The sequence below is a fragment of the Deinococcus actinosclerus genome (assembly GCF_001507665.1).
Taxonomy (GTDB): domain Bacteria; phylum Deinococcota; class Deinococci; order Deinococcales; family Deinococcaceae; genus Deinococcus; species Deinococcus actinosclerus.
This window is the reverse complement of the sequence record NZ_CP013910.1, coordinates 3178229-3193366: the sequence shown is the minus strand read 5'-3', so window position 1 is coordinate 3193366 and position 15138 is coordinate 3178229. Positions and strand designations below refer to the sequence as shown.

The 15138-nt window shown below is 72.4% G+C and carries 15 protein-coding genes and 2 tRNA genes; 1 reads left to right on the top strand and 16 read right to left on the bottom strand.

Annotation, left to right across the window (positions count from 1 at the left end):
- Nucleotides 1–293 precede the first annotated feature (293 nt).
- The gene (tkt, locus tag AUC44_RS15650; RefSeq protein ID WP_062159536.1) at nucleotides 294–2261 is read left to right on the top strand and encodes a transketolase; all 1968 of its coding nucleotides are present in this window, start codon (nucleotides 294–296) and stop codon (nucleotides 2259–2261) included.
- Between the two features lie 69 nt (nucleotides 2262–2330).
- On the opposite strand, the gene queC is transcribed toward tkt, so the two are convergent.
- From queC to AUC44_RS15570, 16 genes are all read right to left on the bottom strand, one after another.
- Complete coding sequence (gene queC / locus AUC44_RS15645) at nucleotides 2331–3023, bottom strand: 7-cyano-7-deazaguanine synthase QueC (protein WP_062159535.1); 693 nt, start codon at nucleotides 3021–3023, stop codon at nucleotides 2331–2333.
- A gap of 115 nt (nucleotides 3024–3138) precedes the next feature.
- Nucleotides 3139–3831 carry a 7-carboxy-7-deazaguanine synthase QueE gene (locus tag AUC44_RS15640; protein ID WP_062159534.1) on the bottom strand — a complete coding sequence of 231 codons (693 nt, stop codon included), beginning with the start codon at nucleotides 3829–3831 and terminating at the stop codon, nucleotides 3139–3141.
- A 141-nt stretch (nucleotides 3832–3972) separates the two neighbouring features.
- On the bottom strand, nucleotides 3973–4383 hold the full coding sequence (locus AUC44_RS15635; protein WP_062159533.1) for a 6-pyruvoyl trahydropterin synthase family protein: 411 nt from the start codon (nucleotides 4381–4383) through the stop codon (nucleotides 3973–3975).
- 4 nt (nucleotides 4384–4387) lie between these two features.
- Nucleotides 4388–4861 carry a preQ(1) synthase gene (queF, locus tag AUC44_RS15630; RefSeq protein ID WP_046843676.1) on the bottom strand — a complete coding sequence of 158 codons (474 nt, stop codon included), beginning with the start codon at nucleotides 4859–4861 and terminating at the stop codon, nucleotides 4388–4390.
- A gap of 187 nt (nucleotides 4862–5048) precedes the next feature.
- On the bottom strand, nucleotides 5049–5498 hold the full coding sequence (locus AUC44_RS15625) for a DUF6508 domain-containing protein (RefSeq protein ID WP_062159904.1): 450 nt from the start codon (nucleotides 5496–5498) through the stop codon (nucleotides 5049–5051).
- A 72-nt stretch (nucleotides 5499–5570) separates the two neighbouring features.
- Nucleotides 5571–5646, bottom strand: a tRNA-Phe gene (locus AUC44_RS15620).
- A 5-nt stretch (nucleotides 5647–5651) separates the two neighbouring features.
- Nucleotides 5652–5727 (bottom strand) — tRNA-Asp (locus tag AUC44_RS15615).
- A 94-nt stretch (nucleotides 5728–5821) separates the two neighbouring features.
- The gene (locus AUC44_RS15610; RefSeq protein ID WP_062159532.1) at nucleotides 5822–6583 is read right to left on the bottom strand and encodes a metallophosphoesterase; all 762 of its coding nucleotides are present in this window, start codon (nucleotides 6581–6583) and stop codon (nucleotides 5822–5824) included.
- 4 nt (nucleotides 6584–6587) lie between these two features.
- On the bottom strand, nucleotides 6588–7187 hold the full coding sequence (locus tag AUC44_RS15605; RefSeq protein WP_062159531.1) for a hypothetical protein: 600 nt from the start codon (nucleotides 7185–7187) through the stop codon (nucleotides 6588–6590).
- 12 nt (nucleotides 7188–7199) lie between these two features.
- Entirely contained in the window at nucleotides 7200–9608 is a 2409-nt protein-coding gene (locus AUC44_RS15600; protein WP_062159530.1) for a penicillin acylase family protein, read from the bottom strand.
- 115 nt (nucleotides 9609–9723) lie between these two features.
- Nucleotides 9724–10101, bottom strand: a complete 378-nt coding sequence (locus tag AUC44_RS15595) for a hypothetical protein (protein ID WP_062159529.1) — start codon at nucleotides 10099–10101, stop codon at nucleotides 9724–9726.
- Between the two features lie 106 nt (nucleotides 10102–10207).
- Nucleotides 10208–11059, bottom strand: coding sequence for a 4-(cytidine 5'-diphospho)-2-C-methyl-D-erythritol kinase (locus AUC44_RS15590; protein ID WP_062159528.1), 852 nt, complete (start codon nucleotides 11057–11059; stop codon nucleotides 10208–10210).
- Nucleotides 11060–11073: 14 nt separating this feature from the next.
- On the bottom strand, nucleotides 11074–11730 hold the full coding sequence (ispD, locus tag AUC44_RS15585; RefSeq protein ID WP_062159527.1) for a 2-C-methyl-D-erythritol 4-phosphate cytidylyltransferase: 657 nt from the start codon (nucleotides 11728–11730) through the stop codon (nucleotides 11074–11076).
- 10 nt (nucleotides 11731–11740) lie between these two features.
- On the bottom strand, nucleotides 11741–12307 hold the full coding sequence (locus AUC44_RS15580; protein ID WP_062159526.1) for a UbiX family flavin prenyltransferase: 567 nt from the start codon (nucleotides 12305–12307) through the stop codon (nucleotides 11741–11743).
- Between the two features lie 85 nt (nucleotides 12308–12392).
- Nucleotides 12393–14489 (bottom strand): tetratricopeptide repeat protein, encoded by a 2097-nt coding sequence (locus AUC44_RS15575; RefSeq protein WP_062159525.1) that lies wholly within the window; start codon nucleotides 14487–14489, stop codon nucleotides 12393–12395.
- Nucleotides 14486–15091, bottom strand: coding sequence for a glycerol-3-phosphate acyltransferase (locus AUC44_RS15570; RefSeq protein WP_062159524.1), 606 nt, complete (start codon nucleotides 15089–15091; stop codon nucleotides 14486–14488). The genes AUC44_RS15575 and AUC44_RS15570 overlap by 4 nt, the downstream gene beginning before the upstream one ends.
- Between the last annotated feature and the right edge of the window lie 47 nt (nucleotides 15092–15138).

Genomic DNA, 15138 nt, shown 5'->3' with positions numbered 1-15138 from the left:
ATGAAGGCGGACTCAAGGCCCGGTGCATGTTGACTCAGTGGATATTCACGGAAGAGCTTGCATCTATTCTGCCTCTGGCGTATTCTGTCTGTACCGGAATGGAGGTGCCGTTGGTGCGCCTGCTCCCCAGGACGGAGTGCTCTGAATCGGTATTCTCTCCGCTCCCGCGTCGTCGGGAGCGCTTCTTCTATCCTGTGACCCCGCGCCAGTCGTGGGAGCGCTTCACCCGAGCGTCTAGAAAGCGCCAAAAAGTGTACACGGTACACATACTCTTCTCGGGGTAGGATGACGGCATGTCCAGCGACATCCCACAGCTGAGCGTCAACACCATCCGCACCCTGAGCATCGACGGCGTGCAGGCCGCCAACAGCGGCCACCCCGGCGCGCCCCTGGGCGCCGCGCCCATGGCGTACGTCGTCTGGCAGGACTACCTGCGCTTCAACCCCCAGCACCCGGAATGGCCCGGCCGTGACCGCTTCGTGCTGTCCGCCGGGCACGCCAGCATGCTGATCTACAGCCTGCTGCACCTCACCGGGTACGACCTCTCGCTGGACGAACTGAAGAACTTCCGCCAGTGGGGCAGCAAGACCCCGGGCCACCCCGAGTTCTTCCACACCCCCGGCCTCGACGCCACCACCGGCCCCCTCGGCCAGGGCGCCGCGATGACCGTCGGCATGGCGATGGCCGAGGCGCACCTCGCCGCGCGCTACAACCGCCCCGAGTTCCCCATCTTCGACAACCACACCTACGCCATCCTGGGCGACGGTGACCTGCAGGAAGGCGTGAACCACGAGGCCGCCGCCCTGGCCGGGCACCTGCGCCTGAACAAGCTGATCTGGCTGCACGACGACAACCAGGTGCAGCTCGACACGCCCACCAGCAAGGCCGAGAGCGACGACATCGCCGCCCGCTACGTCGCGTACGGCTGGAACGTCCAGAAGGTCGCCGACGGCAACGACCTGGACGCCATCCGCGCCGCCGTGAAGGAAGCGCAGACCAGCGACCGCCCCACCCTGATCCAGGTGCGCACCGTGATCGGTTTCGCCAGCCCCCGCGCCGGCACCAGCAAGGCCCACGGCGAACCCCTGGGCGCCGAGGGTGTGGCGGAGACCAAGGCCGCGCTGGGCTGGGACTACCCGCCCTTCACCGTGCCCGAGGAAGTCAAGGCGCACATGGACGCCCGTGAACGCGGCGCGAAATTCGAGGCCGACTGGAACGCCCTGATGGACGGCTACCGCGCCGCGCACCCCGAACTGGCCGCCGAAGTCGACGCGATGCTCAAGCGCGAACTGCCCGCCAACCTCGCCGACGCCCTGCCCAGCTACGAGGTGGGCGGCAAGGGCGTCGCCACCCGCAACGCCAGCGGTGAGGTCATCAACGCCCTGGCCAAGGTCCTCCCCGGCCTGATGGGCGGCAGCGCCGACCTCTCGGGCAGCACGAAGACCACCATCAAGGACGGCGGCGAGATGCAGAGCGGCAGCATGGCCGGCCGCAACGTCCTGTTCGGCGTGCGCGAGTTCGGGATGGCCGCCGCCGCGAACGGCCTGAGCCTGTACGGCGGCCTGCACCCCATGGTCGGCACGTTCCTGGTGTTCGCGGACTACCTCAAGCCCGCCTTCCGCCTCAGCGCCATCCAGATGCAGCCCGTCACCTACGTCCTCACGCACGACAGCATCGGCCTGGGCGAGGACGGCCCCACCCACCAGCCCATCGAGCAGATCGCCATGCTCCGCGCCGTCCCCGGCGCCCACGTCATCCGCCCCGCCGACGCCAACGAGACGGCCGCCGCGTGGCAGATGGCCCTCGAGTACGACAAGGGCCCCACCGCCCTGGCCCTCACCCGCCAGGACCTCCCGATCCTGCCCCGCAACCACGCGGGCGTGAAGAAGGGCGCGTACGTCGTCCGCGACGCTGACGGCGCGCAGGTCATCCTGATCGCCTCCGGCAGCGAGGTCAGCCTCGCCCTGGACTCCGCCGAGGCGCTGGCCGCCGAGGGGATCCAGGCGCGCGTGGTCAGCATGCCCTGCATGGAAGTCTTCCGCACCCAGGACCGCAGCTACCGCGACAGCGTCCTCACCCCCGGCGTCAAACGCATCGCCATCGAGGCCGCTGCCAAGGGCCCCTGGTACGAGTGGGTCGGCACCGACGGCGCCGTCATCGGCATGGACACCTTCGGCGCCAGCGCCCCCGCCAGCGTCCTGTTCGAGAAGTTCGGCTTCAGCGTCCAGAACGTCAGCAAGGTCGTCAAGAGCGTCCTCTAAGGAATTTCGCAAGAGGGAGGCGGGACGCGTGGGGAAGACCCCTGGCGCGTCCCGCCTCTCCTGCTGGGATTACAACTGGGCCTGGGCGTAGGTGGTGGCGAGGTCGGGGCGGCCTGCCTCGATCAGCGCCTTGTCCCGGATGCGGCACGAATCACACACCCCACACGGCTCCTCGCCCCCCTGGTAGCAGCTCCACGTCACGTCGATCGGCACGCCCACCGCGAGCGCCTCACGCACGATGTCCGCCTTCGTCAGCTCCGCCAGCGGCGCCGTCAGCACCGCGCCGCGCCCCTCCAGCCCCGCCTTCGTCGCCAGGTCGGCCAGCGTTTGATACGCCGCGAGGTACTCCGGGCGGCAGTCCGGGTACCCGCTGTAATCCACCGCGTTGATACCCAGGAACACCCGCTCCGCGTCGATCGCCTCGGCCAGACTCAGACCCACGGCAATAAAGACCGTGTTGCGCCCCGGCACGTACGTCGGCGGGATTACGCCCTCCGCCGTGCCGTCCGTCGGCACCACGATGTTCTCGTCCGTCAGCGCACTCCCCCCGAACGACCCGATGTTGATGTCGATCACCCGGTGCGCGGCCCCGAAATGCGCCGCCACTTTCGCCGCGCGCTCCAGCTCCACCGTGTGCCGCTGCCCGTACCGGAACGACAGCGCCGTGCACGCGTACCCGTCGCAGGTCGCCATGCCCAGCACCGTGCTCGAATCCAGCCCGCCCGACAGCAGCACCACCGCGCGCTTCTTGCCCTCCGTCATGTTCAATCCTCCGGTGGGATTCACCCCCACCCGACCTCCCCCATGAAGGGGGAGGAGAAAAAGCGTGGTTCAGGCTGCGTCTCCTACAGCCCAGCCTCGACGCCCCACCGCCCCGTCAATACCCGAGTTCCACGTTGCCGCCGAGGGGGATCAGGCGTTTGTCACTGTGCGCGTCGAGGTCGTCGGCGCGGTACAGCTTGTGCATCTGGTACCCGGCCCGCAGGCGCGGGTTGTCCTTCACGGCCTGCGTGATCGCGTTCAGCACGGTCAGGTCCCGCTCGCGGGCTTTGCTCCACTCGGGGTGCAACCAGATCACCGCCTTCTCCGGCAGGCCGGTCAGGGTGTCCAGTCCGGCCTGAATGTCGCCCGGGTCGTGGACGATGATCTTCACCTCATCTGCCCGCGCCACCACTTCCGGCAGCGGGGGCTGACCGAAGGGTTTAGGTGAGAGGGTCACCCAGTCCAGCGCCCCCCGCAACGGTGCGATCCCGCTCGTTTCGATGTGCACCCGGCGGCCCTGGGCATGCAGGGCGTCCGTCAGGGGCGCGAGGTCGAACAGGATCGGCTCGCCCCCCGTCACGACCACGACGGCGCCGTCCGGACTCTCGGTGCGCACCACCTCGGCCAACTCGTCGGCATCCATCAGGGTCACGCCGTCCGGGCGGTAGTCGCGGTGCCAGGTTCCGGCGCTGTCGCACCAGGGGCAGGCCTGGGGGCAGCCGTACAGGCGGATGAAGTACGCCGCGCGGCCCAGGTGCACCCCCTCGCCCTGCCAGGTGTAGAACCGCTCGTACACCGGGTATTTCATGGTTGCTCCGCTGGAATGGTTCGCCAGAACCGGTCCAGTCGAGCGGACGCGAGAAGGAGCCCAGCGGATTCCGGGCGTGGAATGTGGACCTCGGTGGGGTGCCGAGGTGCACATGGAACAGACGGAATCCGGTTCACAGCCTCACTCCCAGTACTCGCAGCTGCTCTCCGGCGTCTCCCACAGCGTCACGTGCAGCCGCAGGTCCGCGCCGTCGTCCCCCTCGGGCAGGTCGGCGCGGACGCGGTCCATCGTCCTGCGGTGGAGGTACGCGGCGATGACCTCGGCGGTCGTGTCGTCGCCCAGGTCCGGGAGGTCGTTCAGGTACGCGTGGTCCAGGCCGCCCGCGTCCACGTCCTTCTTGGCCCATTTGAGGGTCTTGAAGTCCGCGACCATGATGGCGCGCTTCACGTGCGCGCTGGGCCGCAGCTTCTCACTGCTGAGCTCCATGCGCACGCGGTACGTGTGCCCGTGGAGCCGCCCGCACGGCCCGTCGTAGCCGGTGATCACGTGCGCCGAATCGAACGTGAACTCCGAACTCAGTTTCCACGGCATCCGCTTACGCCCCCTGGGGCTGATGGTCGGGCGCCACGTACTTCACGGTGCAGATCGTGTTCAGCCCGCCACGCATGCCGTAATCGCAGCGGATCTCCATGCTCAGGGGCTTGAGCAGGTTCACCAGATCCGCCAGTACCCGCCGCGTCGCGTGCTCGTGGTAGATGCCCACGAACCGGTAGCTGGTCAGGTAGTACTTCAGGCTCTTGAGTTCCACGCACGCCTCGCGCGGCAGGTACCGGATCTCCAGGCGGCCGAAGTCCGGCAGGCCACTCCAGGGGCACACCGGGCTGAACTCGTCCGTCACGATCTCGATCTGCATCGGCTCGCCCGGATAGCGCACCGGGTCGTCCTCGCGCACGTGCGGGAAGGTGCCCAGCACGGCCACGTCGATGGCGTCAAGGCCCTGCACGTCGTAGCGGCGGTCAAAACCAGGGTTCTGGGGTCCGCAGTCGGCCCCGGCAGTCACGTTCGTCATATGTCTTTCCTCCCGGCAGGTCCGCACCCTGAACGGCGCGGGCCTGGGGTGACAGTACAGGTCACCCGGTTGTGGGAGTCCGCACCCGCAGGCGCGACCTCAACCGCGCATTATCCACAAGTCCATGCATTCCTGCCAGGGGGCGGGGAACACAGGCGCCCGGGCACCCGGCAGGGGAGAGGGAGGATCAGCCCGCCGCACCCGCCCGTCCCGCTGTATCCGCCAGTGCCGCCGCGCGGCGCAGGATGCCCAGCAGCAGCCCGGACTCCCAGAAGCCCAGGCGCGCGCCGTCACTGAACCGCTCCTGCCGCGCGAAGACCGTCAGCAGCCGCGCCAGCTGAACCGGGGTCGCGCGGGCCAGTACCGCCGGGTCGTCCCGCAGGGCGCGCGCCTCGGGCGACTGCGCCCACCGCGGCCACTGGAACCGCTCGTCGGCATGCACCCACCCGAACTCGTCCAGCGTGCGCAGCAGCCGCGCCACCTGCGGGTCGTACGCGTACCCGCGCATCTGCACGCCGCCGTCCGGCAGGACCACGGCGGGCGGCTGGCCGTCCGTGAAGCGGAACGCCGGGTCCGCCATGACGGGCAGGAACGCCGCGACGGCGCGCAGGGCTTCAGGCGTGAACTGTGGGCGCATGACGCCCAGCATGGCCCGCACGCATGAGGGCATGAAAAACCCCCACCGCTGGGGTGGGGGCGTTTCCTTTGGTGGTGGCCAGGGCCGGACTTGAACCGGCGACCCAACGATTTTCAGTCGTTTGCTCTACCAGCTGAGCTACCTAGCCTTCCTTGGCGGTCCGGACGGGATTTGAACCCGCGACCTTCTGCGTGACAGGCAGATATGCTAACCGCTACACTACCGGACCGTGCCTTGAAGGGGCTGCAAAAGCAGCGGGGTTAAGGATAGCGGCGCACTTCACGGTTGTCAATGTGTGGGCGCGCGGGCCGGGGCGGGCGGGGTCAGAAGGGAACAGCGCGGACGTTCTGGACCGGTTCGTCCTGCCCGGGATCGAGCAGCAGTTCGAGGTACTCGCGGGCGTGCAGCGCGTCGATCATGGCGAGGTGGTGGTCCTCGTCGAGGTGGATGCCGCCGTCGATCTGGGTGTGGCCGTACACGCCGTAGTCGAGTCCGGCCATGCGGACGTACTCGGGCGAGTCGCGGAACCAGCGTTTGGGGCTGTGGTCGGCGTAGAACAGGTCGTCATAGTGCGCGTGGGCGGGCAGGGGTGAGACGTGCGCGAACTGCACGGTGCCGACGCGCAGTTCGCGCGGGAAGCTGCGCATCCACGCGGCGAGGTGGTCGGGGAGGATCAGGCCGCCGTGGTCCGGGTCGAATTCCACGTGGACCATGCCGCCGCTGGTGCCCAGCACGTAGCTGGTGTTCAGGACGGCGTCGTCGTGGTTGCCCAGGATGATGTGCACGGCGTGCGGCGCGGCTTCCTGGTACGCCTTCAGTTTCTCCAGGTGGCGGATCTGTTCGCGCGCGGCGAGGAACAGGTGGTCGGGGTTCTTGTGGTCGAAGCGGGGCAGGCCGGTCAGGCGGGCGTAATCGCGCTCGTTCTTCGGGTGGACGAGGTCGCCGATCAGGATGACCTGGAACAGTCCGGCCTGGACGGGCGGGGTGGGCATCCCCGCACCGTCGGCGCAGCTGGCGGCGCGCAGGGCGGCCCAGAGGAGGTCGAAGTCGGCGTGCACGTCGCCGAAGGCGAGGAATTTACGCATGGGGTCAGCCTTTCAGGAGGGCGTGGAGGTCCTTGTAGATGGCGCGGCTTTCTTCCAGGGTCTCGCCGTAGCCGCGCATGAGGATGCGGGCGGCTTCCCCGCCGCGCCCAGCGACTTTCAGCTGCTCCAGCAGGTCCTCGATGTGCCGACGCGCCTTTTCCATCTGCGGGTCGCGGGGTGGTTGTGGGGGCAGGGGGCGCTCGGCGGCGGGGCGGGGGGTGGGGGTGTCGGTTTCCAGTTCGCTGGTGTTCGCGCCGTCCTCCGGGTCGTACTCGACCCAGACGGGGTCGCTGGTGGGCGTGACGCCGTACGAGCGGGCGAGGTCGGCCAGCGCGGCCAGTTTGGCGTCCTGAAGGGTATGCGCGGTGGCGAGGCCCTCGCGGGCCGCACCCAGGACGCTGAGGCGGGCGCGCACGATGGGCGGCGCCGGGTGGTCGCACGCCCAGGTGAGGCTCCAGCCGGGGTCGATCGCGTCGAGCTGCGGGGCAAGCACGTCGAGGTCGGGGGCGAGGGTCACGCGGGCCTGGTCGTCCCGGACGGTCAGGGTGGCCCAGGCGGTCATGCTGGCGCGCAGGGCGTCGCGCACGCGGTGAGGTTCGGCCATACGGCAGTCTACCTACTTGCCCGCCGGGTGAAGGGTGAGGGTCTGCGTGTTTCCCCAGTCGGCGGGTTTCGTGCTCATGGGGAGGTACTGCCCGCCGATCCAGCGGGTCATCTGGTCGGTGGCGTGGGGCGCCAGGGGGCTGCCCGCCTGCCCCAGGCTGCCGATGTACACGCTGCGGTCGGGATCACTGAGGTCCACGATCTGGCGGTAGCTGGGGCCGTGCGTCTGCGCGAAGGTGTCGTGCTCGGGCCGGGCGACGTTCACGGTGTTCGTGCCGCCGGGGGTGGGGGCGTGGTGGTTGAACAGCCACGCCAGGGCGCTGACCTTCCCGAACGCGCGGTGGTTGCTGGCGACCTGATGGAGCTTCCCGTACGTCCAGCCGGTCATGTCGTCCCCCAGGCGGGCCTGGAGGTCGGTGATGGCGGCGTCCAGCGTGCGGGTCAGCAGGGCCGCGCAGTCGCCCTGGCCGCCCTGCGCGCACAGTTCGCCGCCGGCGCGCAGCTGGTTCAGGACGGACAGGCTGTTCATGACGGTCGCGTCGTTCAGTTCGTCGCGGGCCATCTCCTGAAGCTGCAGCAGCCACGCCTCGAACAGCAGGGCGCCCTGGCTGCCGGTGGTCATGCTGCCGTCCCAGCCCTGCAGGGTCCTCAGGGCCTGCCGGGCGCGGTCACTGCCGGGCTTCGTGGCCAGCAGAACGGGGCGGAAGTCGTCCCACACGAGACTGTGGGTGTCGAGCTGGGTGCGCTGCACGTCCGCCACGCTCAGTTTCGGGGTGGCGGTCAGCAGGTCCGTGATGCGCCGGGCGCGGTACGGTTCGGCCCAGTTGCGGGTGTTCCCGAGCAGGTAGGGGTACCCGTCGGGCACGACCCGGTTGTTCGCGGTGACGACCAGTCCGTCGGCCGGGTTCAGGGTGTGCGGCAGTTCCCCGAAGGGAATGAAGCCGCGCCACTCGCGGCTGCCGTCGCCCGGCACGGGGAGGCTGCCGTCCCAGCCCTCGCGGATGGGCACGCGGCCCGGCGCGTAGTAGCCGGTGTTGCCGTCCACGTCCGCGTACACGAAGTTCTGGCTGGGGGCCACGTAGCGCGAGAGCGCCTGCGTGAACTCGGCCCAGTTCTGCGCGTAGTTCAGGCCCAGGAAGGCGTCCATGGTGGTGTCGCCGGGTTGCAGCGCCGTCCACTTCAGGGCCACGCGCGGGCCCGCGTCCGCGAAGTTCAGGCCGCCGCCGCCGTTGTCGCTGATGACCGGGCCGTGCGCGCTCTCGCGGACGGTGAGCGTCACGTCCTCTTTGCCCTTGACCTTGATCACCTCCTGGCGACTGGTGAGCCGCGCGCCCTCGGGTTCCACGTACAGGTCCTGCACGTCGGGGTTCACGTTCGTCACGCCCCACGCGACCCGCTCGTTGCGCCCGATCACGATGGCCGGCAGGCCCGGGATGCTGGCCCCGATCGCCTTCAGGTCCCCACCCTGCACGTCCGCGAGGTACCACAGCATCGGCGCGGTCAGCGCGAGGTGCGGGTCGTCCGCCAGGATGGGTTTGCCGCTGGCCGTGCGCGACCCGGCGATCACCCAGTCGTTGCTGCCCTTGCCGGGCACCTGCTGCATGCCCAGCGCCTCGGCGGCCCGCAGGTGCGCCCGCAGAGCCGCGACCGTCGCCTCCGGCAGGCGGGGCGCATCGGAGGTCGTGCCGGTCTGCGGCGCGGCGTTCTCGGCCCCGACCTCGTCCGCGCTGAGGATCGTCGGCCCATCCGCCGGGTACGGCGCAGTGACCTGATCCAGCCCCCCCGCTCCCAGCTGGCGTGCGACGTGGGCGTTCAGGACCTCCCGGTCGTAGTTGCCGCCCAGGTCGAAGGCCATCAGCTTGCTCCACGACACCGTGTCCACGTCCTGCCAGGGCTCCGGCGTGTACCCCAGGATCCGGAATTCCAGCGCCTTCTTGCCCCGGCCCTGCGCGGCGTTCACGCCCGCCGTGTACGCCGCGATCAGGCGGCGCGAGCGCGCGTCCAGGGCGGGCAGGGCACTCTGCGCGGCCCGCTGGAAACCCCAGGTGCGCAGGAACCTGTCCTGCGGCAGCGCCGCCTCGCCCAGCACCTCCGAGAGGCGACCCTGCGCCACGCGCCGCTGGAAGTCCATCTGCCACGCGCGGTCCTGCCAGTGCACGAAGCCCAGCGCGAACACCGCGTCCTCGTCGGTCTGCGCGCGGATGTGCGGCACGCCCCACGCGTCGCGCGTGACCTGCACGTTCCCGCCCAGCCCGGCCAGATTCACGTTGCCCGCGCGCTGCGGCTCGCTGGTCGCGCGCAGCCACGCGTAGGCCCCGCCGCCCGCCGCGCCCAGCAGCAGCAGCGTCCCCAGCACGCCGGTCGCCACCCGGCGACCCCACGACCTCTTCCGCCGCAGCGGCCCCACCGTTTTCGTGTTCATGTGACCCGCGCAGCATAGCCCCCGGCGGTCCACGCGCGCAGAACCGGGCGGTGGGGGTAGGCCTTCCCCCGCCGCCCGGTCAGCTGCTCCGGTCAGTGCCCCCCGGGCGGGTGGATCAGAAGTCCTCGTCCAGCAGACTGCTGTTCGCCCGCACGCGCAGCGGATGCAGCCCCAGCCGCTCGGTGAGCATCAGCAGGCCCTCGGTGCCCTCACGCGACAGGCCCGACACGAACGAGGTCGCCACCGTGGTCGAGAAGCAGGGCTGAGGCGTGGGCTGCATGCAGTCGAGCACGCAGAACTCGAAGGCGCTCTCCTCGGGTCGGGACAGCTGGCGGGTCACGGCCGCGCCGTACCCGTTGGCGAACTGAAAGACCAGCAGTTCCGCGCCCGGCACGGTGTGCCGCTGCGGCAGCGCACCGACCCGCTCGAACGGCGCCGTGGGCACCAGCAGGACAGGAGTCGTGATCAGGGTGGGGGGATCGTGCAGGGTCAAGTGGTCACTCCGGGCAGGGGCAGCGTGAAGGGGGCCGTCTGCCCGGCAGCGTAGACCCGCCGGCCTTACCCGCGACTTACCTGAGGTGAGCTGAAGGGGCCCCCGCTCAGCTGCCCAGGCTGTGCGCCGCCTGCACCCACCAGTCCGGGTGCCGCGCCGCCAGGACCTGCGCGGCGTCGTGCGCGTGCGCGTCGTCGCGGGCCAGCGCAAAGCAGGTGCTGCCCGACCCGCTCATCAGCGGCGAGTGCAGCCCCGCCGCCGTCAGGGCCGCCAGCGCCTCGCGGATGGGAGCGTGCCGCGCCGCGACCGGGCCCTGCAGGGCGTTCAGGTACGGCGTGGGCCGCCCGTTCGACAGGGCCGCCAGAATCGCCTCGATCTCCAGAGCCGGGGTGAAGCCCTCCTCGGCGTCGAGCCACACGTACGCGTCGCGGGCACTGACCTCCACGCCGGGGTTGAGCAGCACCAGCGCCACGCGCGGCACCGGGGTGGGGGCGAGGACCTCGCCCACGCCCGAGGCAACCGCCGCGCGGCCCAGCAGGAAGAACGGCACGTCCGCGCCGAGGCGCAGCGCCAGCGCGCTGAGGTCCACGCCCGCCGGGTACAGCCGCGCCAGCGCCATCAGCGTGGTCGCCGCGTCGCTGCTGCCGCCCCCCAGGCCCGACGCGAGCGGCAGCCGCTTGTGCAGCGTGATCGCCGCGCCGCCCGCCACGCCGGCGGCGTCCAGGTACGCCCGCGCCGCGCGGAACACCAGGTTGCCCCCGTCCTCGGGCAGGTCGGCGCCCTCCACCCGCAGGGTCAGGGCGGCGGCCGGGGCGATCTCCAGGTCGTCCCCGACGCTCAGGGGCACCATCAGCGAGTGCAGTTCGTGGTACCCGTCCGAACGCAGGTCCCGGACGCTGAGGCCCAGGTTCACCTTGGCGGGCGCGAAGTACGTGACGGGCGCGGCGAGGTCGCTCATGCCCCCCCAGCATCTCACACCGGGGCGGCGTCCCACACCGGGGCCAGCGCCTGCGCCAGGGCCAGGTCGCCGGGCGTGGTCACCTTGAACAGCCGCGCGTCGCCCGGCACCAGCCGCACCGCGCCGCCCGTCCGGGCGATCAGCCCCGCGTCGTCCGTGGCGGCGAACCCGTCGGCCAGCGCCGCCCCGTGCGCGGCGAGCAGCAGGTCACGCCGGAAGCCTTGCGGCGTCTGCACCGCCCACAGCCCCTCGCGCGGAATGAGGTTGCCCCAGTCGCCGCCCGGACCGGCCCGCACCAGGGTGTCCGCCACCGGGAGCGCCGCCGTCGCCGCGCCCACCTCGCGCGCCGCGGCGATCACCGCGCCGGCCACCGCGCCCGGCAGGAAGGGCCGCGCCGCGTCGTGCACGAGGACCACCTCGGCGTCCGTGGCGCGCAGCAGCGCCAGTACGCTCGCCTGCCGGGTGTCGCCGCCCGTCACGGCGCGCGCGGGCACGTCCCGGGGCAGCGTCAGTCCAGCCGGGAGCGCCACGAGCACCTCGTCCACGTGCGGGACCAGGGCTGCGGCGCTGCGGCCCAGCAGGCTGCGGCCCGCGACCTCCACAAACGCCTTCGGGCCCAGCCCCAGCCGCGTGCCCGACCCGGCCGCCGGGATCAGCGCGGCGACCCTCACGCCCGGCCCCTCACGCGCCGTCCTCTCTCCAGCGGCGGAAGCCCGGCACGTCCAGCCCGAACTGATCGAGCACCCGCGCCGTCACGAAATGCAGCAGCTCGTCCACGCTGCCCGGCGCGTGATAGAACCCCGCGCTGGCCGTCATCACGGTCGCCCCGGCGTCGTGCGCGGCGAGCATGTTCAGCAGCATCGGGCGCGGCAGCGGGTCCTCGCGCAGCACCAGCACCAGCCGCCGCCGCTCCTTCAGGGTCACGTGCGCCGCGCGCGCCACCAGATTGTCCGCGAAGCCCTGCGCGATCTTCGCCAGCGTGCCCGCGCTGCACGGCACCACCAGCATCCCGTCCGTGCGGAACGACCCGCTCGCCACGCCCGCCGCCAGATCCCGGTCGTCATGCACGACAGACGCCAGCGCCGTCAGGTCAGAGAGCTGCGGCCCGGACCCCTCGGCGGTCATGACCCGCTTGGCGCCGCTGCTGACCACCAGATGCGACTCCACGTCCAGCTCGCGCAGCGCCCGCAGGATCGCCTCCGCGTACGGCATGCCGCTGCCGCCCGACACCCCCACCACCAGCCTCATGCCCGGCAGGCTAACAGGCGCGCGGCGCCCACACGGTACGCCCGCCCCCGGAGCCCGCAGCCGCCCCTGAAGCCCGGCACACGCGTCAGGCCAGCGGGTCGTCCAGCCGCCCGCGCCCGGCCCGGCGCGCGTGCCGGAGTTCGGCCAGCACGAACGCCAGCGTGTTTACCCCGTAGATGCCCCCCAGCGCCGCCAGCAGCGCCGCCTGACCCGCCGCCAGCGGCAGCCCCGCGAACGCCACCAGGCCCGACAGGGGCGCCAGCGCCGCCAGGGTCACGCCCCACGCGACCAGCAGCACCCCGCCCCACGGGGAATCCAGCAGCGCCGCGCCCGGCAGCAGCAGGCCCAGCAGCCGGAACCCGGCCGGGCGGGAGCGCTCGGGGGGCAGGGGCGTGCGCGGCAGCAGCAGCGACAGCAGCAGCAGCGCCCCCAGTCCCGTGACGCCCAGCAGGGCCAGGCCCAGTCGCGCCGAGCCCCCCGCCGAGGGATCAAGCAGCGCCAGCGGGTCGCTCAGCGCGCCGCGCAGGGTGACGCTCAGGTCGCCGGTCGCGGCGCGCGTGAGCCGCCGCTGATCCGGGTAGCAGAGCCGGGGCTGCTCGGGCCGCAGGGTGCGCTGGAAGGCCGCCTCGGGGGCGGCGGGTTGCAGGCCCAGGTTGAACGCCGGGGCCAGCAGGTCCGGCTGCGTGCCCAGCGCCGAGCGGAAGAGGTCGCGCGCCTGCGGCAGGTCGCCGCGCAGCTGCGCGATCACGCCCAGGTTGTTGCGCGCGCAGGCGTCCGGCAGCGCCGCCGTGTACAGCGTGCGGGCGCGGGTATCGTCGCCGTCGAGCTGCGCGCCCAGCGCCGTGAGCAGCGCCGCGTCGGCCCCCGGCCGCAGGGTCAGGCGCTCGAGCTGCGCGTTCCACCAGCCGCCCCCGAAGGTGCCGCTCGACAGCGCCGGCGAGCGCAGCGCCGCGCCGGTCAGGTTCGCCCACTGCACGCCGCCCAGCGTGCCCAGCAGCGCGGCCGCCAGCAGCGTCACCGTCAGGCGCTCGCTGAGCGAGGCGTACGCGATGAACACCCGCCGCGCCCGCGCCAGCGGCCGCCGCAGCCACGAACGGTACCGGCCGCCCAGCGCGCGCGTGTCCTCCCCCTGCGCCGCAAAGGCCCGCACCGCGAGCGTCAGCAGCGCCGCCAGCAGGCTCAGGCCCAGCGCCAGGCTCGCCAGCCGCGCCGCGTCGCGCACCGCGCCCAGGCCCTCCAGCCCCAGGTTGTACAGCGTGCCGGTGCGCAGCGTCCGGGCGAACTGCCGCCACTCGTCGGCCTCGCCCTCGCGGCCCTGCGCGTCCAGCGTCCGCGCGTAGCGTTCGTACAGCGCGCCGCCCCCCTCGAACCGGGGGTGCAGGTCCCGCAGGTAGGTCATCCACGCGCCGGCCCGGTCGACGCGGCCCTGCGCCAGCAGCGTTCCCACGTACCCGCTGGGATTCCCGTACGCCCCCAGCGCCGCGCGGCTCACCGGCAGCGCCGGGTCCACGCCGCGCGCCGCCGCGTCCTCCTGCGCCTGCGCCAGGGCCAGGTCCGCCGCCGCCGGGAAGCCCGCTCCGTCCAGCCGCTCGGCCAGCTGCACCCACGCTGGGAAGGGCAGCGGCCCGCTCAGCGCCTGCCGCACCCGGCTGAGCGCCCCGGCGGGTTCGCCCTCGGTCTGCGCCAGCCGCAGCGTCAGGAACGGGTTGAGGGGGTCCTGCTGCGCCGCCGCGCGCAGCTGCGCGGCCGGCACCTGATCGGCCACGCTGGCCAGCCAGCCGGTCACGACCGGATCCGGCGGGAACACCACCCGCTCCTGCACGCGCAGCGCGCCGCCCTGCACGTTCAGCGTGAACCGTTCGGTCACGCCGCCCAGCAGGGTGCTGGCCGTGACCACGTCGCCGCTGGCGTCCAGGCTGTTCACCACGCCCGGCAGGTCGGCCCGGCCGGTCGCCACGCCCCCGGGGCCGAGCGCGTACACGACCGGTCCGGCCCCCACCAGTACGGTGCTGCCCAGTTCCAGGGGACCGCTGAGGGGGCCCAGCGCGTCCGGCAGGGTGCGCTGCCACGCGCCGCCCGCGCCCTCGTGCCGCAGGGTGCGGCCGTCCAGCGCGGTCGTGGCGCCCGCCGCGCTGTCCAGCAGGGCGCCCAGCAGCCCCGCGAGCAGGGCCGCGCGCCTCACGCCCGCTCCAGGCGCAGCAGGTGCGCGGCCCGCACGGCCATGACGGTCCCGCCGGCCAGCAGCGGCCAGAAGCCGCCGCTCAGGGCGCCCGCCAGCAGCCCCACCGGCACGGCGACGGCGGTCGTGAACGGCACCGCGTTCAGTTTCAGCCGGGCCTGCAGGGTGGCCTTGTAGGTGGGAATCACGACGGCCGCCGTGAGCAGCAGCGCCAGCAGCACGCCCGGCGCTAAGACCAGCAGCGCGCCCAGCAGCGGCGCGATGCCCCCGCCGCCCCGGAAGCCGAAGAACACCGGGTAGCAGTGGCCGGCCACGACGGCGCCCGTCACGAGCGCCGCCAGCGCCTCGCCGCCCTGCGGCACGAGCGCGCGGGCCAGCAGGGCCGCCAGGACGCCCTTGCCGATGTCTCCCGCCGAGACCAGGATGCCTGCGCCGCGCCCGAACTGCCGCCACGTGCCGCTGCCGCCCGGCAGGTCGCGGTCACGGATGTCCGCGCCGCGCGCGCGCGAGTACAGCACGCCGCTCACCAGCGATCCCAGCAGGAACGCCGCTGCCGTCACGAGCAGCGTGGGCACGGGCGGCAGCGGGGCAGGCAGGTCAGGCATACGCCGGGCATTCTAGAGCGGCCGTCCGGGGCGCCGGCGGGGGCGCC